General features: G+C 54.6%; 1 protein-coding gene and 1 pseudogene. One reads left to right on the forward strand and one right to left on the reverse strand.

The features are described 5' to 3' along the window. Positions 1 to 126, forward strand: a pseudogene (locus C7B16_RS24425) (IS3 family transposase); the annotation flags it as partial. A gap of 31 nt (positions 127 to 157) precedes the next feature. Here the strand turns inward: C7B16_RS24425 and C7B16_RS24740 are convergent. Then, on the reverse strand, positions 158 to 251 hold a 94-nt coding region (locus C7B16_RS24740), incomplete at its 5' end, for a transposase domain-containing protein (protein ID WP_143192629.1).

Here is a 251-nt window from a genome sequence, read left to right on the forward strand (position 1 = left end):
ACAATGGCAACCCGGAGAGGCTACCAGATGGGACGCTGGCTTGCTGGCAGGCTCATGAAAGAGCTGGGGCTGGTCAGCTGTCAGCAGCCGACTCACCGGTATAAACGTGGTGGTCATGAACATGTTGGTAAGCGTCAACAGAGCGCCGTATTGACACTTATTTATCGGTGAAAACTACGTTCCATGGCAGCAGTTCGTCAACACGGTTGGAGGGCCATTCCGGCAGTACGCTCAGGATATGGCGCAGATAC

It is taken from the genome of Escherichia sp. 20412-1 (assembly GCF_003027595.1).
GTDB classification, from domain to species: Bacteria; Pseudomonadota; Gammaproteobacteria; order Enterobacterales; family Enterobacteriaceae; genus Escherichia; species Escherichia marmotae.